Genomic DNA, 23,331 nt, shown 5'->3' on the forward strand with positions numbered 1-23,331 from the left:
TAGAAATTTAATGATGAGTAAGAATTATATGCTAAATTTAGAATATGACAATGACAAAATATTAAAATTATTAGAAAAAGCTAAAAACAGCATAGGAACTAGCACCTTAACTATTGACAACAATATATTGAGAGCCATTGGTTTTGAAGGAATCCAGTATATTTTACAAAATAAAGTGCAATTTTCAGGAATGCTTGATAATGTTGATTCTATTAAGATTGACTATCTTAATAAAGATGATTTTGATGACTTTAAAGAGTTTATTTTATCAACCCCTCCGCTACAATATATACAACTAGATTGCCATAATTGCTATGATAATCACATTACATCTTTAAGCATAACATCTGGAGTAGAAATTAAATTTAGTGCAAACGATACTTTAATTAAAAATTTTTATAGCCAAGTTAAGGACTGTGATGCTAATAATCTAAGCAATGATGACTTAGCTAAGTTTGTAAAGAATGCTTGTAATACCTATAATGAAACGAAATCTACAAATAACAAATCAATGCAGTATCTTCATACTTTAAAAATACTCATAAATTTTGATTTTACTGCAATTGATCAACTACATTCTAATCTTAAAGATAAATTAAAATCTATAATATGAATCACAAGAGGTAAAATCAGAAATTTACCATTTACAACTAGTTTACGTTATCATGACCAAGATCTTACAGAAACATATGTTGCTTTTGTTGCAAATAAAATTTGGAAAGATCACAATAAGATTGACCAAGAATCAATTGAAATGTTTATGAGTATGATGACATCTAATACTAATTATTTTTTAAGATAGAATTATTAATTCTATTCCAACTGGTGATAGACCTAATATTAATTATACCTGTTAATTCTATATTGAAAGATAATTAGTATAAAAATGCTCATTTTACTGAATATGTAGGGATTGCAAGAGCCGCTTCTTATAACGGGGAATTTCATAAAAATCTATCAACAAACTTACATAGTTTTATTGCTAAAGCTACATTGGAGCATCATCCAAATAAAGAGTATATGATAACTGTTCCAGCCTCACATATGAGAGCAATATTAATTAAATCATTTGAAGATAATGGCAAGAATAGTAAGATTTTTATAGGAGATAATAATACACAATATAGCGAAGAGCCTTTAGAATCATTGATAAACACCCATGAAGCAATGGTTATTGCTGGATATAATAAAACTGATCGTATGAGTTTTGAGTACAATCAAAATTTACTATCAATTCATTTATCAAAGCAACAAGCATTATTGGAACAAGAAAACACCAAGATGCCTTTAGAAGTTAAAGAAGGTAGTGGCTATAAAAACTATGAGTCATTTAAACTTTCAGCACAAAATGGTATTATATTAAATGACTTAACTGCCAAGGATATGGAAGGGGAATACGCATGGTTTTTTAAAAGCCCATACCTTTTTCACAACTCTTCTACCCAAGAACCAACAATAACATGCGACCTCAAAACTCTCGCAGATTTTTTACCGGCATCTACAGAGCTGGAATATTAATCATCTGTAGAACTTATTGGTGATACAGCATGTTGATTACCCTGTATACTCGATAATCAAGTTTTTTAGAATTATTAAAAAATATGTCTATTAGCGAGAAGCCGCGAAAAAGCGGCGACGCGGCAATCTAGGATACGCCTAGAAAAAACAGCTTCGTTGTTTACCTGGATCGCCACTCATCTTCGAGATAAATATGAGCAGAAATTATGCTATAGAACGTGAGTATTATGCGACGAGTGGAGTGTAGAATTAAATTCTCGTTACTGACTACATTTTTTCACCTGTGGAATTTTATAATAAAGAAATACTGATAAAAGTGTACTTTAATGACAAGAGTTTTTATTTGAAACAAAACAATGGTAATACACATAAGAAGCATTATGTTGACTAATTTTTAGTATGTCAAGTAGAAAAGTGATGTTTACATGACTACAAACTTCATTCCAAAACCACTACGAACCTGATTCTTTAGACGTTTCAAGCACTTTTTCGTCTCGAAGATGAGTCGCCACGGCATCTAAAGAGCCTTGCTATGACGATTATAGAAAAATGTAGGGTACTATGCATCCCAGCCTTCGCTGTCACCCATAACTGTTGAAATTCATCGGATATATATTGGGAAATATTTATTTTGCTAGGCTTGGTGAATACAGAAAAATACTTAAAGAAAGAGCTGTTTTTAAAATTTGATAAACAATCAGTTAAAGGTAGTGACAGCGAAAGTCGGACTTGAGCAAGTATTACAAAAGTAATAACATGCTATAATTAAGTCTTTAAAGGAGGTAATCCAGCCGCAGGTTCCCCTACGGCTACCTTGTTACGACTTCACCCCAGTCGCTAATTTTACCGTGGTTGGCTGCCTCTTACGTTAGCTCACCACCTTCAGGTAAAACCAACTCCCATGGCGTGACGGGCAGTGTGTACAAGGCCCGAGAACGTATTCACCGCGGCATGCTGATCCGCGATTACTAGCGATTCCAACTTCATGCTCTCGAGTTGCAGAGAGCAATCCGAACTGAGATATCTTTTAGGGATTTGCTCCACGTCACCGTCTTGCTTCCCTCTGTAGATACCATTGTAGCACGCGTGTAGCCCAACCCGTAAGGGCCATGATGACTTGACATCGTCCCCACCTTCCTCCGGCTTATCACCGGCAGTTTCCTTATAGTTCCCGGCATTACCCGCTGGCAAATAAGAATGAGGGTTGCGCTCGTTGCGGGACTTAACCCAACATCTCACGACACGAGCTGACGACAGCCATGCAACACCTGTGTGTGGTCCAGCCGAACTGAAGGGATACATCTCTGCTTCCCGCGACCACCATGTCAAGGGTTGGTAAGGTTTTTCGCGTAACATCGAATTAAACCGCATGCTCCACCGCTTGTGCGAGCCCCCGTCAATTCCTTTGAGTTTTAATCTTGCGACCGTACTCCCCAGGCGGAGTGCTTAATGCGTTAGCTACGAAACCGAAAGAAATTCTCCCGATATCTAGCACTCATCGTTTACGGCGTGGACTACCAGGGTATCTAATCCTGTTTGCTCCCCACGCTTTCGTGCATCAGCGTCAGTTGTAGCCTAGATGACCGCCTTCGCCACCGGTGTTCCTCCTAATATCTAAGAATTTCACCTCTACACTAGGAATTCCATCATCCCCTACTACACTCTAGATTAGTAGTTTTGAAAGCAGTTCCGAGGTTAAGCCTCGGGCTTTCACTTCCAACTTACTAAACCGCCTACGCACTCTTTACGCCCAGTAATTCCGAACAACGCTAGCCCCCTCCGTCTTACCGCGGCTGCTGGCACGGAGTTAGCCGGGGCTTTCTTGGTCAGGTACCGTCATTATCTTCCCTGCTGAAAAGGGCTTTACAACCCTAAGGCCTTCGTCACCCACTCGGTATTGCTGGATCAGGCTTTCGCCCATTGTCCAATATTCCCCACTGCTGCCTCCCGTAGGAGTCTGGGCCGTGTCTCAGTCCCAGTGTGGCTGATCATCCTCTCAGACCAGCTACAGATCGTTGGCTTGGTAGGCCATTACCCTACCAACTACCTAATCTGACGCGGGCTCATCCATCAGCGATAAATCTTTCCTCCGAAGAGAATATACGGTATTAGCATTTATTTCTAAGTGTTATTCCGTACTGATGGGTAGATTCCCACGTGTTACTCACCCGTTTGCTACTAACTAATTCAGAGCAAGCCCTAAATTAATCCGTTCAACTTGCATGTGTTAAGCATACCGAAAGCGTTCGTTCTGAGCCAGGATCAAACTCTCAAGTTTGATTCTGTCTACTTTTTATTCAAAAAATTGACAGGTTTAATTTATCACTTTTAGTGATAAGTACATTTTGCTGTCACTACCTATATCTGATTATTTACTTTTAAAAACAGCTACGAATAATTAATGTTCGTCTTTTCGTAGGAGTAGTTATATGCAAAATCTACCATCCTGTCAACTGGTATTTTGAACTTTTTTTATAATTTCCTTATTCATTTTATCTACGACCCATGGCATACTCTACTAACAAATTCTTAATAGGCTGTATATTATCAATAGTTTTAAGCCCCAAACGTCTTAGATACCACAAGGGTTTTGAATGGTTTGAGAAAATACTATTTAAGCTTTCAGTAATCATATACATATGAAAATTATCATTCTGTCTTAATTTTTGATATCGTTCTAGCATTCCTGTACTTATACCACTACTAGCCACTAACCCCGTTAAAGTTTCAATATCCTTTATTCCTTGATTCAAAGCCTGACCAGCTAGAGGATGAATTGTATGAGCACTATCTGCCACAACTGCTATTTTATTATAAAAATATTTACTAGCTATACGAGCCTTTAAAGGAAAAGAGCTAATAGTACTATCTAAAGCAATAGACCCTAAAGAATTCCCACAATTTTTACTTACTAAATACTCAAATTCTTCCTTTGGTAAGCTCATCAATAATGCAGCCTGCTCTTGCCCTGTAGTCCATATTATGGATGAAGCCTTTTGATCCTTGAGAGGTAAAATAGCAAAAGGACCAGATGGCATAAAATGTTCAATAGCACAATTTTCGTGATCTTTCTCATGCTTAATATCAAATGTCAAGGCGATTTGGTTATAGGTTCTCTCTATTTTATTAAAAAAATAATATTGACGAACTTTAGAATTACGTCCATCACAAACAATCAATAAGTCACTATTCATAGTCTTATTGTCATCTAGATATATGGTTGAATGATCAGGTTTACTATCAACTTTTTTATAATCACACTGATCAATTACCTTAATCAAAGGGTTTTTTCTAACATTTGCTAGTAATATTTTCTTAAATTCACTGTTTTTTACTATATAACCTAGTGCATCATTCCCCTTAATATTTGACATACATAACATCTCTGGTGCTTTATTATCAACAACATAGACGTCCAACATTTTGCTAGCTATCTTCTCAATCTCAAACCATACATTAAGGTCTCTTAGAAACTGCACAGAAGCAGGGGTTAAAGCGGTCGTTCTAATATCAGTACAAAAATTATCAGAATTTATCGATTGATACTCAAGGATGGTAGTCTTGATATCCTCTTTCGCAAACGATAATGCCGTAAGCATACCACTGAAACCACAACCCAATATTACTATTTCTTTTTCCATCACATCACATTATTAGATTGATTGATAAAATACTTTAAATATGCTCCACTTGCTATAAAACTTAAGAGAAAATAAATTATAGCAATGTCTAGATAACAATTATTCATTTTAAATGAACCAAGAAAACAAATGAATAAGGTTATTATACTAGTTAAACTATTTAGCACTAAGAGTTTGACAAAAATATTTACATTTTTAATTAATAAATAGATCATTAAACCAATGAACAAAATATTGATAACTAAATAAAAATTTATCATGATACAAAATTAATTTAAACTGATTAGTTGATTATTTATCCATTCTAACATAAAATCCCGGTATCGTTAAACCCCAATTCGTGATAAGAATTAACTAATTCTTATCACGAATTGGCTTTAATATAAGGAAAAATGCATTCTTAAAGCGGCTAACGCGAATGCATTTTAAACCTTTCTAAAGCTAAAAACATGATTTTAAAAGATTAAAATCATGTTTTTAGCAAAATATTAATTTAACAATCAGATGCAGAGCCGTCTCAAATCTGATTGTTGCGATAATTTCACCGAATTTGGGATAAGAATTGACTAATTCTTATCCCAAATTCGCGTATTAGTTGTTACCCTCTTGAACGATCCTTATAAAAACAAAGAGCTATTAGGCTTGAAATAGCACAAGCAATTACATAATAAATAGATGAAGTAATAGTACCAGTTTTTTGTACAAGATATTCTAGTATTAAAGGTGTTGTACCACCAAAAATACTGGTTGCTGTATTATAAGACAATGATAAAGCAGTATTTCTGATATTGGTTGGATAAAATTCAGCTTGCAGTGCAGGTTCAGGACCAATATAACAAGCAGCTAAAATTGATAATACGATTTGAGATATAATTATAAAACAAAATTCTCCAGTTTCAATTACATTCATCAAAAAAGGGATAACTAAAATAATTACCAGTAAATTAATCACAAAAATTTTCTTTCGACCAATTACATCAGATAAATAGCCAGAACATAAAGTAACAATAGCCATGATTATATAACAATAATTAGCTAAATTGCTAACTTGGTCATCGGTAAAACCACGATTTATCCTCAAAAATGACATTAGATAAGTAGCTTGTAGATAGAATATTACTGAACCTGTAGAATTGATGAAGATTGATATTAACATATCAATCCAATATACAGAGATAACTTCTTTCAGAGGAGATTTTAAAATCCCACCATCTTCTTTTATACTTTGAAAACTAGGGGTTTCACTGGTATATTTTTTTATATAAAGTCCAGCAAATAAAATAAAAATTCCTAATAAAAATGGTATTCTCCACCCCCAATCATTAAATTGTTGTGCTGATAAAAGGCTTTGTATAAGCTGTGAAATGACTGATCCAAATAATATGCCAATACAAATACTGGACATTGGTATACTACCAGTAAAGCCACGATGCACCTTACCTGTATGTTCAATAGCAAATGCAATTGAGCCAGTAAGTACTCCGCCCATTGATAAACCTTGCAGCATCCGAAGTAGAATCATTAATATAGTAGCGGTAACACCTATATTGTCATAAGTTGGTAATATGCCAATTAGTGCCGTTGGCAGAGACATACAAAATATAGATGTACTTAGAGCAGTCTTTCTACCAAAACGATCTCCCAGTACCCCAAAAAATACCCCACCTATTGGTCTCATTAAATAACCGATAGCAAATACCAAAAAAGCGTGCAATAAAGACGAGCTAGGACTTGATCCAGGAAAGAACTTTGCCCCTATTACAGGAGCAAAGTAACCAAATAGTGCATAATCATACCACTCAAATGCATTTGCTACACCGCTTGCAAAAACCAACTTACGTTTATTCATATTTTTTATTATTTTTTGGCTATCAAGGGTTAGAACGCTTATTACCCCAATTAGGGATAAGAATTAGTTAATTCTTATCCCTAATTCGCGTTTATTAGCAACATATATGATGGCTTACTCATAATGCCCACTCAAGCTGATTATTAGTACAGTCTTTTCATCTTCAAAAATTTCGTATATCAATCTATGTTTGATATTAATTCTTAGAGAATAGCAACCTTTTAAGTTGCCTACGAGTTTTTCACTGCTGATAGGTCTTGGATTATTTTTAATTCAGTCCATAGTTTTCTAGCCTTATTATCAAATTTTTCTGACTTTAACTTTTGAAAATCTTTAAATGATTTTTTAGTAAATTTCAAATTGTACAATGACATCAATTTATATCATCTTCATTTAAGCACTCATCCAAAGGTTCTTGCCGAGCTTTTAGTATTTCCTTAACTAATCCAGGTATCGAATATAATTCTAATGTTGCTTGCAAAGATTCGTAGTCTTCTCTAGATAATAGCACTGCGTCATAATGCTTACCTTTTAAATATACTGGTTTATGTGTTTCGTTTGCTTCTTGTACAAGGCTAAATAAATTAGCTCTTGCTACCGATATTGTCTGTACGTTCATAATTTATCTCCCTTATAAGTATACTCTTCTGCTTTGAAGAATTGTTTTTTGGAAATATCAAGGACTCGCGTACTTACGTACGCTCCGCTTGCTCGCCCCTTATTTTCAAATCCAATTCTCCAAATCATTTGAGTATATACACATATAGTACATGATATTGTACATTCAATATCATTTCAACAAAATGTTTGAAAAGAACAAGCATTGCTAGCCTGAATTCGATGTAACTTGTTACATCGAATTCATGGATACATATAGAAACAATCAGGTTTGAAGCGGTTCTTTACCTGATTGTTAAATATTAATTTGCTAATAATCTTATTTTTATACAATATAAAAATAAGATTATTAGCGGTAATAGATTAAAATGCATTCGTAGAATCGCTTCAAGAATGCATTTTTCCTTATAACAAGCCAATTTGATATAAGAATTAACAATTCTTATATCGAATTGAGGTATTGCTAGTACTTCTTCATGCAGTAGCTTTATCATTTTGTGTTATATTTCCTTTCTCAGAATATATTATAAACAATGTTGCAGGTATTATTATCAATGCTCCGTATAAAGTACTGTTTTCAGGTATTTCATTAAACACAAGATATCCAGCTGATGCTGAAATTATTAACTCTAAATATCTATAAGGGGCGGTGGCAGTGGCATCAACTAGAGAGAAAGCCTTTAATAAGAAAAATAAGATTAAACTACCCCCAGCTCCTAAGGTAAATAGCAAAATAAATTCTGAACTGGTAGGTGTTTGCCAATACATTATTGATGGTGGTATTGATACTAAAGATGTTACTAGAGCAGAATAAAATAGCATACTAATCATTGATTCTTTTACTACAAATTTCTTATTGATAATATCTAACATTGCAAAAGCTACAGAAGCTAAGACAAAAATTAATATCTGTGGATTAAAGTCACTAGCATGAGGTTTTAGGGTAATAACAATACCAATAAAACCAAATAAAGTTGCTGCCCATCTTTGCCAAATAATATTCTCATTTAAGAAAAAAACTGCTAGAACTAGAGTAAATAAAGGTGTAGCAAAACCAATAACTGTAGCAGTAGTCACGGGGGCAATACTGAGACCATAAATCCAACACGTCATTGCAAAAAACAATAAAACCCCTCTTGCAATATGTATAAAAGGACGATTAGTTTTAAGAGTCTGTTTCCCATAATATAAAATAAAAGGGACAAGAATTAAAGCACTAAAGAAAAAGCGAAAACTAGTCACCTCAAAACTATGTAGCCTAAGTCCAAGATATTTTGCTGTTATGTCATTAGTTGCACTACTTACCAAGCTTAATATAAACCAACTAATACCAACAAAATAAGTTTTTAATTTATTATTCATTGTATAGACCTTAATTCATTATTTTTTTATATTTTTTGTATTAGTGTTTTCTATATTTAGTGTTATAGTGTCACTAATGTTGAACAAGTTTAAAAATCTTATTATCAATTTGATTTCCAAATAAGAAAGAATATATATAATACAGCAATATATTTAAAGCAAGCAAAGGTTTATAGTTATGATAAAAGTCACGAAAAAATTTGGAATATTGCTGTTGGCAAGTTGTGTAAGTATCTCTAGCTTTGCTAATTCTGATTTAACTAATAATGACTATGATGCCGATTATTATGAAAATGAAGGTAATCTTGTTTTTAAAATAAGAGGGGGGGGGATAAAATCTAGTGCAAAGCAAAAAGGCTTTCCTAAGGCTACCGCCGCAAGCCCAGTATCGATCGGTAATTTTGTTGAAAATGGTTACGGTTTTGATGCTTCTACATCAATATTCTTTGCTAGTAATGTTGCTGCAGAGTTATCTTTAGGTTTTAATGTATTACGTACTAAAAATAATAGTTTAAAGAATGTGGCTTATAATTATGGTGGTAATCCAGCAGATGTTGGTAAGAGAAAAGATCTTTATATGATTCCCCTGACTGTCACGGGACAATATCATATAGCTCCCTTTGGTGCTATTAGACCTTATGTTGGCGTTGGTTATCATGGAGCTTATATGTTCAGTAAATCTAAAGGATGTACAGTCAAAAATGGTCACGGTGCTGTATTACAGATCGGGGTTGACTTATATGCTAAGGATGATACATTGATTAACTTAGATGTAAGGCAGTATTTTCTTAAGACCAAAGTTGATTATAAAAATAGTTTAATAAAACAACCTATATCATCTAAAGTAAGATTTAATCCGTTAATGATTGCAGTAGGTATTGGTTTTAGGTTTTAGCCTGACCTAATTAAGCGAGAAATTGAAATAGTCTAAGATGTCTATTGTTGACTTATTAGTTAGAAGAGACTATATCTTTTCTAGACATATCAATATTATATTATTAGTTTTTTACTATGAGTTCACAACAAAAATTACCCATACTGCCTAGAGCAACTGCTATTTGGTTGATTGATAATACTGCTTTAACGTTTAAGCAGATAGCTGATTTTTGTGGGATTCATGAGTTTGAAATTAAAGGCATTGCTGATGGTGAAGTGTCCCAAGGTATTATGGGGCTAGATCCTATTGCTGGAGGACAATTAACTCAAGAAGAAATAATGCGTTGCACGAAAGATCCAAGTAGTAGTTTAAGACTTTTTGTGAGTAGTGCCTATGATTTGGTAAGTACAAAGAAAAAACAACAATCTAGATATACTCCTATTGCTAGACGTCAGGATAAACCAGACGCGATATATTGGTTACTTAAAAATTGTCCAGAAATTTTAGATAATCAAATTATAAAACTCATTGGTACTACTAAGTCAACCATAGAAGCTATCCGTGATCGTAGTCACTGGAACATGAAAAACATTCGCCCACGTGATCCAGTTTTACTTGGAATTTGTAGTCAAGTGGAATTAGACAAGAGTATTGAGCAAGCACAGCTTTTATCTAAGCAAGAAAAAACTGCTAAATAATAAGTCAGGGCAATTTAAAAGCCGCGAACGGTAGTTGCTATAGACATGCCTGCAAAGGCTATGAGATATTATAGATTCCCGCCTACGCGGGAATGACCTACTCATGATTCATGCAACAAATCCTCCATGCGGAAGTTGGGAGGATTTAAAATGGCATCTTTAGTCCAGGTGGCAAACCAATATTACCTAAAGCATCAGACATAGAGTTTTGTGAATCTTCATCGACCTTGCTTTTAGCATCGTTGAAAGCAGCAACAATTAAATCTTCCAATAATTCCTTCTCTGTCTCTTTAAGCAAAGAGGAATCAATGGAGACCTTTCGAACCTCACCACGACCACTAACGGTAATATTTACTAACCCACCACCTGCTTTCCCAAAATATTCAGCATTTGCCATTTTTTCCTGCATTGCTTGCATTTTTTTCTGCATTGACTGAGCTTGTTTTAAAAATTGATTAAAATTTGTCATACTATGTCCCTTTTAATTTTCTAACAAAATATCTGAAATTGTAACATTTGGAAAGTGTTGTGTTAAAATTTTCCAATCTTGACTTGATTTTACTTTATTTAGCAATTGTTCTTTAAGAGTGATTATTTTTAACTGTTTTGTAATGATAACATTCCAAGTTTTCCCTGACCAAGCAAATAATAAATTAGCAATTTGTTCTTTTATTTTTGTATTGAGATCGCTTCCAGCAATTTCTATAGTTTGAAGAACAAAAGATTTTAACTCCACTTGGTTTAGTAATCTGTAATAAACTTCCATCTCATTATGCAAATGTAAAAACTCAAGAAAATCGATAAGAAGAGCGGTAATTTGATAATTCTGAGTTGATTGTTGTAATACCGGCTGTTCTAGTTGTTCCCCATCATTATATTCCGCTAATTCTTCTAGCGATGGCAACATCTGGGAGTAAATAGATTTTATCACCAGCATTTCAGCTTCTATCAATTGATTATGTGAAGTTCTCATCTCTATAATTCCTTTACTATATATTTGCCAAATAATAGATAATTGAGGAAGAGTAATTTTTGTTAAAATATTTGTAACATTATCATTAAAAGATACATATATAGGATTTTGATAATTAGGTATACTATTCTGCTTTGAAGAATTGGTTTTTGCAAATACTTGCGGGGTATTCGCGTACTCACGTACTTCATGTACGCCTAGTTCGCTCACCCCTTGTTTATTGTCCCCATTCTCCAAATCATTTGAGTATAATATCTTTATTTTATTAAGATAGGCAGTAAAATCAGCAACTAATGCTACAAAAGTTTCTAAATTTGCTGAAGACATATAGAGATTGTTTACTAAATCAATCGATTTAGCAGCATCTTTTTGAATAATATATTCAAAAAACTTAATTATACTAGCTGTATCCACTAAACCAAGTATTTGATAAACGATTTCAGGAGTGATCAAATATCCTGCTGCCAAACTAGTTGCTTGGTCTAGTACTGAAACTGCATCTCTAGCTGAACCATCGGATCTAGACGCAATTATTCTCATAGCCTCTATCTCAACGTTTAACTGTTCTTTTTTAGCGATGAACTGAAGCAATTGAAAAATTTCATCAAATGTTAGCCTCCTTAAATCATATCGCTGACATCTAGAAATTACGGTTAATGGAATTTTTTGTGGTTCAGTAGTAGCAAATATAAATATTACATGTGCTGGTGGTTCTTCAAGGATTTTAAGTAGAGCGTTGAATGCACCTTTAGATAGCATATGAACTTCATCAATTATGAAGATACTGTACCTAGCGATTAGCGGCTTATATTCACTACTTTCTATTATTTTACGGATATCATCAACACTTGTCTTGCTAGCAGCATCAATTTCAATTATATCGGGATGGTTATTTTTATTAAAACTGCTACAATTCTGACAACTCTCACAAGGTTTAATACTATCACCTTCAACTATCAGATTGGTACAATTAATAGTTTTAGCGATAATACGTGCTGAAGTAGTTTTGCCAACACCCCTAATACCAGTAAGAAGATAACCTTGAGATATACGATTTTTTAGAATAGTATAGCTTAAAATCTTTGTTAAAACTTCTTGTCCGTATAGCTCAGAGAAATTAGTAGGGCGATATTTTCTAGCAAAATTAATATATTGGTCAGTTGTTTTTGTCACTATGGTATATTCACAAAAATATGATCTACTCAAATGATTTCAAATCCAATTCTTGAAAACAGAAGAGTATGCTAGTAATGACCCACTAGAGACTATTTTGGCTGCTTCCTTTCGAACCTGACCACCTGAACAGCACCAATGCCCACTACTAGCACATGATAAAATAGTTCTTTTATCATCTAGAGGCAAGTTATTTAAGTAGCTAAATTGTATTTTTTTTCTATATCGCTTTTTGTCAGTCTACTTGGTGTTCTGAATATGTCTGGATTCTTAAGCTTAAATAAATCATCATCAAATTTTTGTACTTTTGCAATATGATTAAATATTATGGTAATAACATTTTCATCTTCAAGTATTTCTAGCTTTTTTATTTGTTTAGTTTTTTTATCAAAGGTAATCTGACTATGTCGTTCTGATAAAGTATGGTAAATAGTAATTTTAAACATATTATCTTGATCTATTACTGACTCAATTTTGAAATATTTATCAAAATCTATACTATCTTCTAATAAAAAATTAAATACATTCTCTTCTGCCTTAATACGACTTACATGTTTCATATCATAGTCATACACAGAAACATAATTAGCATTACCAATAACCACCAAAGGGAATGGTGGGTAATAATTACATCGAAACTTAGAAGGCTTATTTATTAATAACTTACCTTCAGCTTTATTCCCTGCTGAATCCTCTTGGCTAAAGTCCACAGCCATGGATTTTATTTCACGTAAATATATTTTGAGTTGATCAGTAGCTTTGTTATCAAGAGGTTTATTCTCTAATATTAGAGCTCTAGCAGAATTCGCTTCTACTAGGGAATTTGTAGGAGGATCGGAACGCAGAATCGTAGCGTACTCTAGTGTACGTGAGGATTCGAGTCTAGTCCCGATGCCCAAATTACCAGTAGAAGTAGAGTTATGCAAGAGGTCTATTTCAGCATAGGCTATGGTTAGAAACCAATAAATGACAATAATACCTTTACAAAGCCAGCTCATCTTTTATACCTAATATACGCGAATTCGGGATAAGAATTAGTCAATTCTTATCCCAAATTCGGTGAAATTATCGAAACAATCAGATTTGAGACGGCTCTGCATCTGATTGTTAAATTAATATTTTGCTAGAAACATGATTTTAAAAGATTAAAATCATGTTTTTAGCTCTAGAAAGGTTTAAAATGCATTCGCGTTAGCCGCTTTAAGAATGCATTTTTCCTTATATTAAAGCCAATTCGTGATAAGAATTAGTTAATTCTTATCACGAATTGGGGTTAATATGTGTTATATTTTGTTTCGCTGCTTTAAGTGTATTCTTTAACAAATAAGCGACAGTCATTGGTCCAACACCGCCTGGAACTGGGGTTATATATCTCACTTTATCAACAACATTGGTAAAATCAATGTCTCCTACCATCTTGTCGCTATTAGGAAGTTTACTAATACCAACATCAATAACTATAGAGTTAGGACTGAAATATTCTTTTGTTAGTGTTAAAGGAGATCCAATAGCAGATATTACTATATCAGTACGGGAAGTTATAGAACTTAAATTTTGAGTTCTTGAATGGCATATAGTCACAGTACAATCTTCTCTAAGTAATAAAGCTGATAATGGTTTACCTACAATATTAGAACGCCCTATAACTACAGCATTTTTTCCAGCTAAATTTGGTTCAACTTGTTTAAGTAAATCAATGCAACCAAGAGCCGTGCAAGGTATAAAGCCATTGCCTGAGTTACTATGTAGATAACCAACATTTATAGGATGGAAACCATCGACATCTTTGCTAGGATCGATGGCAGATAAGATTAAATTTTTATTGATATGTTCAGGTAGAGGAAGTTGTACGATAATTCCAGAAATATTTGAATCATTGTTGAGCATACTGATTTCATGCAGCATATGGTCAATATCAATTTCATTGGGCAAATTTATTTGCAAGGCGTTCATACCAATTGCTCCTGCTGCTTTGATCTTATTTCTTACATATATACTACTAGCTGGGTTATCACCCACTAGTATAATAGCAAGGGTTGGTACTAACTTGTGTTGTTCCTTGATTAAATTAATCTCTGCCCTTAACTTAGATAATATTTGTTCTGCAACATATTTGCCATTGATTATATTACTACGTTCATTCACTATTTATGCACTCCTTTGGTAGTTGAATATTCGAAGTGTAAGGCCTTACCCTCAAATACCCTGCCATAGGCGTGATGTAAGCTGCTAGCTGCTTCGGCAAAACCAGTAAGAATTAATTTTAATTTTGCAGGATAACTAGCAATATCGCCAATTGCATAAATGCCCGAAATATTTGTTTCGAAATATGAAGGTTCTACAACTATATGATTAGTTTTGAGATTTAATCCCCAATTTTTTATGAGGCCCAATTCTTGGGCAAGTCCGAAGAATGGTAATAAAATATTCGCGGGTAAAGTACAAATATTTCCCTCAAAATCTTTGACGTTGACTGCTTCTAGTTTGCCGTCTTTTCCTACTAAATGGTCCAGTTGATAATTAATTACTAACTCAATTTTGCCACTATTTGCTAGTTCTTTGAGTTGCCTTATACTTTCATTCGCCGCCCGAAATTTCTCACGCCTATGCACTAAATATATTTTTTTAGCAATTTCAGAGAGTGATATTGCCCAGTCTACAGCCGAATCCCCTCCACCAGCTATTACAATTTCTTTGTTGGCAAAACTATTGCGGTTATTGATAAAATAAAATACTGATTTTCCCTCAAATGCTTCTATATTAGGTAATGGAGGTCTGTTAGGTCCAAAAGAGCCGCATCCAGCAGCTATAATAATAACCTTAGCAGTAACTAGGATGTCTTTAGAAGTGGTAATTTGGAATTGCCCCTCTTTTTTTTTTAACTGCACTACTTGCTGATTTAGATGATAAACCGGATCAAACGGTTGTGCTTGCAATGCCAATTGTGCTATCAACTCTTCTGCCATAATTTTAGGATATGCTGGTATGTCATATATAGGTTTTTCCGGGTAAAGTTGGCTGCATTGGCCTCCTATTATCTCTTGGGAGTCAATAACATGGCAACGCATACCAAGCATCCCAGCTTGAAAAATAGCAAATAGACCAACTGGACCTGCACCAATTATTATAATATCAGTATTGTGCATAAAATAAAATTTTTATAAATAAAAAAATAGTCAAACTCTTAACACGCGAATTTGGGATAAGAATTTGTCAATTCTTATCCCAAATTCGGTGAAATTATCGAAACAATCAGATTTGAGACGGCTCTGCATCTGATTGTTAAATTAATATTTTGCTAGAAACATGATTTTAAAAGATTAAAATCATGTTTCTAGCTTTGGAAAGGTTTAAAATGCATTCGCGTTAACCGCTTTAAGAATGCATTTTTCCTTATATTAAAGCCAATTCGTGATAAGAATTAACTAATTCTTATCACGAATTCATACAATAAAAAAAACCATGATAAATATAACATGATCAGTTATATATAGTGGCAGGATGGGTAAACTGTATCTCGAATTGAAGCTTTGAATTTTAAAGACTTCGTACCTGAGCAAAGACCCATCCTGTTTGGATAAAGACTACAAACGGATGTCATAAGGTTTAAACCTTGCGTATGAGTATGTAGCGTATCCTATTATTAATATAAATCATGAGGCTCTATATGGCAACAACTTATATTGGTGTGGACGTTAGTAAAAAAACTTTAAGTATCTATATACCAGCTACCAACATGGCTTTACTACTATGCTTAGCACTATTAATAAATACTATCCTGTCTTATCTGAATTAAATGTTGTCTTTGAACCTACTGGTGGATATGAACATAATTTAAGAGAATTTTTAAAAATAAATAAATTGCCTTTTGCTACAGTACACCCTAATAAAGTGCGTAGTTATGCTAAAGCTAAAGGATGGCTTGCTAAAACTGATAATATCGATAGTAAATTGTTGCATGATTATGCAACGTGCTTTGCTTTACCAGTGAATGTTACTTATGATAGTAATAGCCAACAACAGTTACATGCTTTATTAAAAAGAAGAGAACAATTACAAGAGATTGATGACAGTATTAAAGAATTAATTTCTCAAGCTCAAGAAATAAAGGATAAAATTGATCGGCTTACTTCTATTCCAGCAGTTGGCATTACTCTTACTAGCACTGTAATATGTGAAGCCCTAGAGCTTGGCAATATTACTTTTAGGCAGTTAACATCTTTAGTAGGTCTTGCTCCTTTTGCTAGAGAAAGTGGTAGTTATAAAGGTAGAAGAAGTATTTTTGCAGGTAGAGGTAATCTTCGAAGAGTTCTTTATATGGCTGCAGTAGCTGCCTTACGATGTAATAAGTGCTTACGCAATTTTTATGACCACTTAATTGCTAAACATAAACCAGCAAAAGTTGCTCTTGTTGCTGTTATGCGTAAATTACTAGCTTTTATGCACTCTATTGTAAAAAATAATTCTTCTTGGAATGAAAATTTATGTTAAGTTACTATTTTTTATTGACTTCCATTACGGATGCTGGGGTAACTAATCTAAAGATTTTTCTAGCATTTATAGCAAAATTATCTATAAATTACTTAGTGGCTTGATAAAATAATATATACTAGCCATATTATACTCAAATGATTTGGAGAATTGGATTTGAAAATGAATGGTGAGCAAGCGGAACGTACATATAGTACGTGAGCATGCGAATCCATGACATTTTCAAAAAACAATTCTTCAAAGCAGAAGAGTATACAATTTTTGATAAACAATAAACTTGAATTTTATGACAGAAGTGATAGCTAAAGAACAATTAGAACAATATATAAATCAAATAGAAGGACTTGAACAAGAGAAAGCTGAATTATCTGAAGCAATAAAAGATATATTTGATGCAGCCAGCTCTAGTGGCTTTGATACCAAGGCTATGAAGTCGGTGTTAAAATTAAAAAAACTTGATAAAAATAAGCTAGCTGAACAAGATGCGATCTTAGAATTGTATAGACAAGCTCTCGGTATATAAATTAAAGAATTCAATAATGCAATTATATCCATTAAGGCTTTTACCTGATAAAATCAACTTGGATTTTATCAAATTTAAAAAAGTAAGTTATACGATATCCATTATTTTATCTCTTGTAAGTATTATTTGGATAGGGATTTACAAATTTAATTTTGGTATTGATTTTGCTGGTGGGATTGTTATAGAAGTGCGGCTTGATCAAGACCCTGATTTAACCAAAATGCGTGAAGTACTTAATAACCTTAAGATTGGTGAAGTAATATTGCAAAATTTTGGTAATCAGCATGATTTGTCAATACGAGTTGGCAGCAATAGTGAAGATACTTTAATGCAAAATATTGATCTTATAAAATCAACTTTAAAAAACCAATTTCCTTATAAATTTGAGTACCGTAAAGTAGATTTTGTTGGTCCACAAGTTGGTACTCAACTGATAAAATCAGGAATAACGGCACTAATTCTTTCGTTTCTTGCCATAATGGTTTACACTTGGGTTAGATTTGAGTGGTATTTTGGGCTTGGTATACTTGTAGCTTTGTTACATGACGCCATACTAAGCTTAGGTTTTATGAGTGTAATGAGGCTAGACTTCAATTTAAGCTCCATAGCTGCTATTCTTACCATAATAGGTTATTCTGTGAATGATTCAGTAGTTATCTATGATAGAATCAGAGAAAATTTACGTAAATCACATAAGAAAGTAATGCCACAAATTATTAATCTGAGTATTAATGAAACTCTGTCTAGAACTATTCTAACAGTTGTTACAACCTTACTCGCAAACCTAGCTTTGGTAATATTTGGTGGGGAAGCTATTTATAGTTTTAGTGTATTAGTGTTTTTTGGTATAATAGTTGGTACATATTCATCTATTTTTATATCTGCTCCTATATTGACCTACTTCAAAAACTTGAAGAATTGATAAATCAATTTTCAAGTTTTTGGATAAAAGTTGAGTGGCAAAATTGAAGTAGAGGTCTTCAATTCTGCTACAAAATAATAAATATTAAAAAAAAATTAGTTTTAAAAATGTTTATTAAAGATTTTGATAGTAAAGGTTTTCTATATCAATGTACTGATTTAGAAAAACTAACAGAGCTAATGAAAAACAGCAAAATCTCTGCTTATATTGGTTTTGATTGTACAGCACAATCTTTACATGTAGGTAGTCTGATGCAAATTATGATACTGCGTTTATTGCAACAATATGGTCATAAGCCAATAGTACTCCTAGGAGGGGCAACTAGTAAAATTGGTGATCCTACTGGTAAAGATGAGGCAAGGAAATCTTTAACAAAAGAAGAAATTGCCCAAAATGCTGAAGGTATAAAAAAATCATTATCAAAATTTATTAAATTTGGTACTGGGGAAAATGATGCAATATTAGTTGATAATTCAAATTGGCTAGAATCGTTAAATTACTTAGATTTTCTTCGCAATTTTGGTAGTTTTTTTTCTGTGAATCGTATGTTATCTATGGACTCTGTAAAATTACGTTTAGAGAGAGAGCAACATATGAGTTTCTTAGAATTTAATTATATGTTGCTACAAGCCTACGATTTTTATCATTTAAATAAACTATATGGTTGTTCTTTACAAATAGGTGGTAGTGACCAGTGGGGTAATATAGTAATGGGCGTTGATTTTACAAGGAAACTAACAGGTAATGAAGTCTTTGGTATGACTACTCCCTTACTAACAACTGCTTCTGGCAACAAAATGGGCAAGTCTGTTGGTGGAGCTGTGTGGCTAAATGAGGATATGTTAAGCCCGTACAATTATTATCAATATTGGCGGAATTGTGAAGATCAAGATGTGGTCAAGTTCGCAAAATTATATAGTGAGTTAGGAGAAGATGCCATGCAAGAGTTTATCTTACTTAGTGCATCTGATATTAATAGTGCCAAAAAGCAATTAGCCTTTAATTTAACTAAACTTTGTCATGGTAAAGAGGCAGCTATGATAGCTTTAGAAACAGCTACCAAGCTTTTTGAACAAGGAGAAATTGATTGCAATTTACCAACTATTTATCTAGAACAGGGGAGGTTAGCTCTAGGTATTCCAGCATATGAGTTACTTTATGAAGCAGGTCTTGCTAAATCAAAATCCGAAGGACGTCGGTTGATTAGAGGGGCTGGAGCAAAAATCAATAATCAATTAATCCAAGACGAAAACATGGTTATTGATTTGATCTTTATGCAGGACAACCAAGTTATTAAGATATCCGTAGGTAAGAAAAAATATGTGTTGATCAGGTTGACATAATAGTAAGCTAAAAAATATCTACTTCTGCTGGTAATTTTTTCATGTATAGATATCCTGTAAAATGACTCCTGTTTAAATTGAACTTAATTTATTTTTGAAGCTGTTCTTTCTGAACTTTGACTTCGTTCTAAAATAATGAAGTATACTGCTCGTAAATGAAGAGTTGATAGACGATAGAATCAAAATCATGATAGTAGCAGGAATTACCAAGTCGAGGTGTAACCGTTCACGAGTATTTAAGTTTTGAAAGAAAATAGTTGAAAATAGGTATAAGATTTTGTAAGTTATAGGATAGATAATTTAAAGTGTATGGTTACCTACAATTACAGTATGTCTATTAGACTTCCTGCATAAGTCAAAAATAGTTGAGGGATTTTTAGAAGAAACGAAGCCGAGCACCGCAGCGTACACAGACGTACGTGAGGAGCGAAGGCGAATTTCGACGACAAAATCACCAACTAGATTGATTTATGCAGGAAGTCTATTATTACAAACAAAAAGATTGCCCTAGATATACTTCCTTTACTTGATAGCTTGTGGCTATTTCTTGTGGAGTTCCTTCTAATAGGACTTTTCCTTCGTAAATAACATAGGCTCTGTCAACTATATTAAGAGTATCTCTAACATTGTGATCGGTAATTAGGATGCCGATATTGCGGTTACGTAAGTGAACAATCAAATTTTTAAGATCCTCAATTGCTAACGGATCAATGCCTGCAAGTGGTTCGTCAAGCATAATAAATTTGGGATCTAGTGCTATTGTTCTTGCGATTTCTAGCCTACGTCTTTCTCCGCCGGATAGTCCTATTGCTGGCATGTCTTTTAGATGAAGAATAGAAAATTCTTTAAGCAAATCTAATGTTTTTTGTTCGATAATTTCTTGGTCATTTTCTAAAACCTCTAGCATTAATCTAATATTATCTCCTACAGATAGCCCACGGAAAATTGATGGTCCTTGAGGAAGATAGCTAAAGCCAAACCTAGCTCTTAAATAAATTGGTAAATGAGTAATATCATGATCATTATAAAATAATGCTCCACTATCTGGTTTGGTAAGTCCTATAATAATACTAAAACAGGTAGTTTTACCTGCACCGTTTGGACCAAAAAGACCAACTATTTCTCCTGTTTTTAATTGAAGAGATACGTCGTTTAGGATCACTCTCTTATTATAAGATTTTGAAATACTACTTACTTGTAATTTCTCTATTATTAAATGCGGCATACTTTAAAAAATTTCTTACATAACTAATTTTTTGATTTGGTATAATCTATATTATTGAGTTCCGTATAATATACTAGTTTGTCAGTTTTTATAATACCATCCTTATTCTGTACTATTACATCACCAAGCAGTACTAGTTCTTTTCTTTCTACAAAATATTTTGCAGAAGTAGCAGTTAGTAACTCTTGACTATTATTCCTCTTAGCAATCAATCTTGACGGTATGGAGATGTAATCAATAGTTTTTTTATTATCAACTGTTTTATAAAAAATTTCTAAATTAGTTGTTTTTACCATCATATCATCAAACCACAAAATCACCTCTCCTGTAAAACAAGCTTGATTCTTAGTTTGATCAATTACTAAATTGTCAGAATGAATATATAATCTATCCATACTCGAATGTTTTGAGTACGGATGTTTCCCATAGGCTACGGATGAACTTATGATTAGAAAAAACAATACATAGCAAATTATGCTAAAAATCCGATACATCAATAACCGTCGATACATTACCTTTGAAATTTATAATATCATTATCATGTGTAGCACTAAAATTATTAGAAGTAATTTTACAATTTTTATAAGATAATACCACTCCTGTGTTACTATATGTTTCTTTATTTAGTAGATTCAGTTGGGCTTCTTGTGCTTTTAATGTGCTTTCTCCTAAAAAAAACTGTACATCATCTTTTAATTTTAATATGCGACTACTCTCATTTAATATACCATTTTTTGCACTGATCACTAAGTCTTTGTTATCATTTATTTTATATGTAGCATTAATTTCTTCTAGTTTATATTGATTACCTAAAGTCCTAACTGCTTGCACAGCCTGAATCTGGTAAGGATTTAAGTTTTTATTGAACCCCTTAAAAATTGAATTTGAAATTTTTATTTCATAATCTTTATCATTTGGATTAAAAGCACTATTGCTACTATTGTCCTCAGTTGATTTTGCATTATTACTGATAGGATTTAAATTTATATAAATAAAATATAAGGTTAATACTATTCCTAAACAAGATAAGATCTTTGATAAACTAATTGAACGTCTATAAGATGAAATGATAGCACTACTACCTTTATCTATGAAGGGAATCTTAACCATAATATTACCAACATTATTATGAACATTCATCAGCTGATTCCTGCCCTAAGTAAGTCATGGATATGAACAATACCAATCACCATATTATTTTCAGTTACTGGTATGCTAGTAATCGATTTACTATTCATTAGACCTAAAGCCTCTCCCGCTAATTTCGAAGGAGAAATTTGTTTTGGGTTAGAAGTCATTACATCGCTTGCATACTTCATATCTATTTTATCATTAATATGTCTACGCAAATCTCCATCTGTTATAATACCAACCAAACTCAAATCTTTATCTACCACTATAGCACATCCAAGACTCTTTTGATTCATAACCAATATAGTATCGGTAAATGAGGTATCAGCATATACTAAAGGCAACTGATCTTTCACCCGCATTAAGCTCTCTACCTTTATAAGATTCGCTCCAATCTTTCCTCCAGGATGATACAGCCGAAAATCATCTTCAGAAAAACCTCGTGCTTCATGTACAGAAGTAGTAAGTGCATCTCCAAGAGATAACATCATTACTGAAGAAGTTGTTGGAGCGGCAATATAAGATGCTTCATTGATTCTTGGTATTAATAATAGGAAATCGCTATTGATTGCTATAGTAGAGTTGGCATTCATAGTCATGGCAATTATTTTTATAGAAAATCTCTTACAATATTTCATTATATCAAATAATTCTTTTGTCTCCCCTGAATTAGACAGCATGAATACTACATCATTGTCAGTTACCATACCAAGATCACCGTGGCTAGCCTCAGCTGGGTGCAGATAAAAAGCAGCCGTACCGGTAGAAGCAAAACTTGCTGCTATTTTATGAGCTATATAACCACTCTTTCCTATGCCGGTTAAAATAATCCTACCTTTATAGTTAATTATATAATCTACTATATTGTTAAAATCACTAGGAATATTATTAGATAATTCAACTAATGCAGCAGATTCTTTTAATATAACCCTTTTGGCAACATCACAATGGTATGGTATTTTCATATAGTGTCCGAATTGTTCAATG

At 33.1% G+C, this 23,331-nt stretch carries 23 protein-coding genes, 1 rRNA gene and 1 other RNA gene; 8 read left to right on the forward strand and 17 right to left on the reverse strand.

Annotated elements, in window-relative coordinates:
- Nucleotides 1-13 precede the first annotated feature (13 nt).
- Both AAGD53_RS06200 and AAGD53_RS06205 read left to right on the forward strand, forming a co-directional pair.
- Complete coding sequence (locus AAGD53_RS06200) at nucleotides 14-613, forward strand: hypothetical protein (RefSeq protein WP_341762592.1); 600 nt, start codon at nucleotides 14-16, stop codon at nucleotides 611-613.
- A 407-nt stretch (nucleotides 614-1,020) separates the two neighbouring features.
- Entirely contained in the window at nucleotides 1,021-1,518 is a 498-nt protein-coding gene (locus AAGD53_RS06205; protein WP_341762593.1) for a hypothetical protein, read from the forward strand.
- A gap of 775 nt (nucleotides 1,519-2,293) precedes the next feature.
- Here the strand turns inward: AAGD53_RS06205 and AAGD53_RS06210 are convergent.
- The 7 genes from AAGD53_RS06210 to AAGD53_RS06235 form a co-directional block, all read right to left on the reverse strand.
- Nucleotides 2,294-3,796 (reverse strand): 16S ribosomal RNA (locus tag AAGD53_RS06210).
- Nucleotides 3,797-4,010: 214 nt separating this feature from the next.
- Nucleotides 4,011-5,159 carry an FAD-dependent monooxygenase gene (locus AAGD53_RS06215; RefSeq protein ID WP_341762594.1) on the reverse strand — a complete coding sequence of 383 codons (1,149 nt, stop codon included), beginning with the start codon at nucleotides 5,157-5,159 and terminating at the stop codon, nucleotides 4,011-4,013.
- On the reverse strand, nucleotides 5,159-5,419 hold the full coding sequence (locus AAGD53_RS06220; protein WP_341762595.1) for a monovalent cation/H+ antiporter complex subunit F: 261 nt from the start codon (nucleotides 5,417-5,419) through the stop codon (nucleotides 5,159-5,161). The genes AAGD53_RS06215 and AAGD53_RS06220 overlap by 1 nt, the downstream gene beginning before the upstream one ends.
- A gap of 338 nt (nucleotides 5,420-5,757) precedes the next feature.
- The gene (locus tag AAGD53_RS06225; RefSeq protein ID WP_341762596.1) at nucleotides 5,758-7,008 is read right to left on the reverse strand and encodes an MFS transporter; all 1,251 of its coding nucleotides are present in this window, start codon (nucleotides 7,006-7,008) and stop codon (nucleotides 5,758-5,760) included.
- Between the two features lie 114 nt (nucleotides 7,009-7,122).
- Entirely contained in the window at nucleotides 7,123-7,281 is a 159-nt protein-coding gene (locus tag AAGD53_RS07800) for a type II toxin-antitoxin system YoeB family toxin (protein ID WP_410521130.1), read from the reverse strand.
- A 100-nt stretch (nucleotides 7,282-7,381) separates the two neighbouring features.
- A complete protein-coding gene (locus AAGD53_RS06230; RefSeq protein WP_341762597.1) occupies nucleotides 7,382-7,627 on the reverse strand; it encodes a type II toxin-antitoxin system Phd/YefM family antitoxin in 246 nt (81 codons plus the stop codon).
- Between the two features lie 473 nt (nucleotides 7,628-8,100).
- Nucleotides 8,101-8,988, reverse strand: a complete 888-nt coding sequence (locus AAGD53_RS06235) for a DMT family transporter (protein WP_341762598.1) — start codon at nucleotides 8,986-8,988, stop codon at nucleotides 8,101-8,103.
- Between the two features lie 178 nt (nucleotides 8,989-9,166).
- Between AAGD53_RS06235 and AAGD53_RS06240 the strand changes: the two genes are divergently transcribed.
- Both AAGD53_RS06240 and AAGD53_RS06245 read left to right on the forward strand, forming a co-directional pair.
- Nucleotides 9,167-9,883 carry an OmpW family outer membrane protein gene (locus tag AAGD53_RS06240; RefSeq protein ID WP_341762599.1) on the forward strand — a complete coding sequence of 239 codons (717 nt, stop codon included), beginning with the start codon at nucleotides 9,167-9,169 and terminating at the stop codon, nucleotides 9,881-9,883.
- 116 nt (nucleotides 9,884-9,999) lie between these two features.
- Complete coding sequence (locus AAGD53_RS06245) at nucleotides 10,000-10,563, forward strand: cell cycle transcriptional regulator TrcR (RefSeq protein WP_341762600.1); 564 nt, start codon at nucleotides 10,000-10,002, stop codon at nucleotides 10,561-10,563.
- A 145-nt stretch (nucleotides 10,564-10,708) separates the two neighbouring features.
- Here AAGD53_RS06245 and AAGD53_RS06250 read toward each other — a convergent pair whose 3' ends face one another.
- From AAGD53_RS06250 to AAGD53_RS06280, 6 genes are all read right to left on the reverse strand, one after another.
- A complete protein-coding gene (locus AAGD53_RS06250; RefSeq protein WP_341761546.1) occupies nucleotides 10,709-11,032 on the reverse strand; it encodes a YbaB/EbfC family nucleoid-associated protein in 324 nt (107 codons plus the stop codon).
- Between the two features lie 12 nt (nucleotides 11,033-11,044).
- A complete protein-coding gene (gene dnaX, locus AAGD53_RS06255; protein WP_341763436.1) occupies nucleotides 11,045-12,712 on the reverse strand; it encodes a DNA polymerase III subunit gamma/tau in 1,668 nt (555 codons plus the stop codon).
- Between the two features lie 59 nt (nucleotides 12,713-12,771).
- An RNA gene (ffs, locus tag AAGD53_RS06260) (signal recognition particle sRNA small type) lies at nucleotides 12,772-12,867 on the reverse strand.
- Between the two features lie 36 nt (nucleotides 12,868-12,903).
- Nucleotides 12,904-13,707 carry an outer-membrane lipoprotein carrier protein LolA gene (locus AAGD53_RS06265; RefSeq protein ID WP_410521099.1) on the reverse strand — a complete coding sequence of 268 codons (804 nt, stop codon included), beginning with the start codon at nucleotides 13,705-13,707 and terminating at the stop codon, nucleotides 12,904-12,906.
- Between the two features lie 262 nt (nucleotides 13,708-13,969).
- Nucleotides 13,970-14,854 carry a bifunctional 5,10-methylenetetrahydrofolate dehydrogenase/5,10-methenyltetrahydrofolate cyclohydrolase gene (locus AAGD53_RS06275; protein WP_341762601.1) on the reverse strand — a complete coding sequence of 295 codons (885 nt, stop codon included), beginning with the start codon at nucleotides 14,852-14,854 and terminating at the stop codon, nucleotides 13,970-13,972.
- The gene (locus tag AAGD53_RS06280) at nucleotides 14,854-15,855 is read right to left on the reverse strand and encodes an NAD(P)/FAD-dependent oxidoreductase (RefSeq protein WP_341762602.1); all 1,002 of its coding nucleotides are present in this window, start codon (nucleotides 15,853-15,855) and stop codon (nucleotides 14,854-14,856) included. The genes AAGD53_RS06275 and AAGD53_RS06280 overlap by 1 nt, the downstream gene beginning before the upstream one ends.
- Before the next feature lie 604 nt (nucleotides 15,856-16,459).
- Here AAGD53_RS06280 and AAGD53_RS06285 point away from each other — a divergent pair.
- The 4 genes from AAGD53_RS06285 to tyrS all read left to right on the forward strand — a co-directional run bounded on the left by AAGD53_RS06285 (nucleotide 16,460) and on the right by tyrS (nucleotide 19,988).
- On the forward strand, nucleotides 16,460-17,200 hold the full coding sequence (locus AAGD53_RS06285) for a transposase (RefSeq protein ID WP_341762603.1): 741 nt from the start codon (nucleotides 16,460-16,462) through the stop codon (nucleotides 17,198-17,200).
- A 286-nt stretch (nucleotides 17,201-17,486) separates the two neighbouring features.
- The gene (locus AAGD53_RS06290; RefSeq protein WP_341762604.1) at nucleotides 17,487-17,723 is read left to right on the forward strand and encodes a GapR family DNA-binding domain-containing protein; all 237 of its coding nucleotides are present in this window, start codon (nucleotides 17,487-17,489) and stop codon (nucleotides 17,721-17,723) included.
- Between the two features lie 16 nt (nucleotides 17,724-17,739).
- On the forward strand, nucleotides 17,740-18,645 hold the full coding sequence (gene secF / locus AAGD53_RS06295; RefSeq protein WP_341762605.1) for a protein translocase subunit SecF: 906 nt from the start codon (nucleotides 17,740-17,742) through the stop codon (nucleotides 18,643-18,645).
- Nucleotides 18,646-18,752: 107 nt separating this feature from the next.
- Nucleotides 18,753-19,988, forward strand: a complete 1,236-nt coding sequence (gene tyrS, locus AAGD53_RS06300) for a tyrosine--tRNA ligase (RefSeq protein ID WP_341761554.1) — start codon at nucleotides 18,753-18,755, stop codon at nucleotides 19,986-19,988.
- 487 nt (nucleotides 19,989-20,475) lie between these two features.
- Here the strand turns inward: tyrS and lptB are convergent, their stop codons facing one another.
- From lptB to AAGD53_RS06320, 4 genes are all read right to left on the reverse strand, one after another.
- Nucleotides 20,476-21,213, reverse strand: a complete 738-nt coding sequence (lptB, locus tag AAGD53_RS06305) for an LPS export ABC transporter ATP-binding protein (protein ID WP_410521100.1) — start codon at nucleotides 21,211-21,213, stop codon at nucleotides 20,476-20,478.
- A 23-nt stretch (nucleotides 21,214-21,236) separates the two neighbouring features.
- Nucleotides 21,237-21,608 carry an LptA/OstA family protein gene (locus AAGD53_RS06310; protein WP_341762606.1) on the reverse strand — a complete coding sequence of 124 codons (372 nt, stop codon included), beginning with the start codon at nucleotides 21,606-21,608 and terminating at the stop codon, nucleotides 21,237-21,239.
- 82 nt (nucleotides 21,609-21,690) lie between these two features.
- A complete protein-coding gene (gene lptC / locus AAGD53_RS06315) occupies nucleotides 21,691-22,353 on the reverse strand; it encodes an LPS export ABC transporter periplasmic protein LptC (RefSeq protein WP_341762607.1) in 663 nt (220 codons plus the stop codon).
- The gene (locus AAGD53_RS06320) at nucleotides 22,353-23,309 is read right to left on the reverse strand and encodes an SIS domain-containing protein (protein ID WP_341762608.1); all 957 of its coding nucleotides are present in this window, start codon (nucleotides 23,307-23,309) and stop codon (nucleotides 22,353-22,355) included. Before AAGD53_RS06320 ends, lptC begins: the two co-directional genes overlap by 1 nt.
- Between the last annotated feature and the right edge of the window lie 22 nt (nucleotides 23,310-23,331).

The sequence above is a fragment of the Candidatus Tisiphia endosymbiont of Melanophora roralis genome (assembly GCF_964026575.1).
In the GTDB taxonomy this organism is placed as follows: Bacteria; Pseudomonadota; Alphaproteobacteria; order Rickettsiales; family Rickettsiaceae; genus Tisiphia.